The following is a 266-nucleotide window of genomic DNA, read 5'->3' on the forward strand; positions in this document are numbered from 1 at the left end:
CTGAACACGAACATCTTCAACGGTCAGATGATGACCCTGCCGGTGTTCGCCTACAACCAGTACATGAACCAAGGGACGAACCCGGACGCGGCTGTCGCCCGCGCATGGGCTGCGGCCCTCACCCTCATCCTCATCGTCATGGTCTTGAACCTGCTCGCGCGTCTGATCGCGAAGCTGTTCGCTCCCAAGATCAGCGGCCGCTGAGCACCCGACCCGTCAGAACAGGAACCCTCGTGTCCAAGAGCATCGAAGTCAACGACCTGAAC

The 266-nt window shown here is 60.2% G+C and carries 1 protein-coding gene; it reads left to right on the forward strand.

Annotated features, from left to right (window positions below; genetic code table 11):
- Window positions 1-204: hypothetical protein (locus tag ABY44_RS03325; protein ID WP_431640842.1), on the forward strand; the 204-nt coding region annotated here is incomplete at its 5' end.
- Between the last annotated feature and the right edge of the window lie 62 nt (window positions 205-266).

It is taken from the genome of Burkholderia sp. ZZQ-2, assembly GCF_050768715.1.
Taxonomy (GTDB): domain Bacteria; phylum Pseudomonadota; class Gammaproteobacteria; order Burkholderiales; family Burkholderiaceae; genus Burkholderia; species Burkholderia cepacia.